This window comes from Actinomycetes bacterium (assembly GCA_024222295.1).
Lineage (GTDB): Bacteria > Actinomycetota > Acidimicrobiia > Acidimicrobiales > Microtrichaceae > JAAEPF01.
Genome location: JAAEPF010000042.1, coordinates 1 through 866 on the forward strand (window position 1 = coordinate 1; position 866 = coordinate 866).

Below are 866 nucleotides of genomic sequence, written 5' to 3' on the forward strand. Positions count from 1 at the left end.
CCCCGATATCAGCCTGGCGGCGGGGCCGGACGGCACCCTGCACGCCGTCGGCTGTGAGTCCGGCAGCAGCTGGATGCAGTACGTGCGTGCCTCGCCCAGCAGCCTCCAGTCCACGGACTACGACGAGGCCACAGCCTGGGACGACATGGCCGTGCCCATCTGCGAGCTGCATTTCTACGATACCGATGGCCGCATGTACGGCCGCACCGCCGGGGGCGTGCAGGAGTGGAGCTTCGACGTCGAGGGCGATCCGCCCGTACTCGTCGAGGAGCAGCTGATCACGGGCTACACGGCGATCGACCTCGAGGTACCCCGGGACGGAGACGGCGAGTGGCTGGTCATCGCGGACGCCGCGGCCCAGGGCATCGTGTTCATCGAGCCGGATGGATCGGAGTCGACCTTCAGCGTCGACAGCGCTCCGCGCAGCGTCAACGTGCAGTTCGACCCAGCACACTCGGGCGTCGGTGACCCCGACCTCTTCGTGACCTACGTGGACGGCGGGGGCGACCCCTGGCTGCTCATCGGGCAGCCCGCGACCGGCTTCGAGAGCTACGCCTTGCAGGTCGACTTCACCGCGAACCAGACCGTCGCCTGGGCCGACCCGACCGGCTCCTACGTTCTGGTCGCCGTGCTCGGCGGCAGCGACGTCGCATTCGGCATCGCGCAGCGCTGACCCCGAGCGTGGTCGCTCGGCATCCGGGCGCCCCGCTCGCGTCACACCGTCGCGACGTCAGCCCGCTGACGCGTCCGGCCCTCATCAGGGGTCGACGGCGCCCGCTGTGGTGGGATCGATGCCACGCACATGCACCACCTCGCGCGTGCGTGCGCCCCCGGCGTCACGCACGTCCACCGTCACCGCGTGCGTA

The 866-nt window shown here is 70.3% G+C and carries 1 protein-coding gene; it reads left to right on the forward strand.

What is annotated here, in order from left to right; genetic code table 11:
* On the forward strand, positions 1 to 673 hold a 673-nt coding region (locus GY812_14355; protein ID MCP4436666.1), incomplete at its 5' end, for a hypothetical protein.
* Positions 674 to 866: the final 193 nt, after the last annotated feature.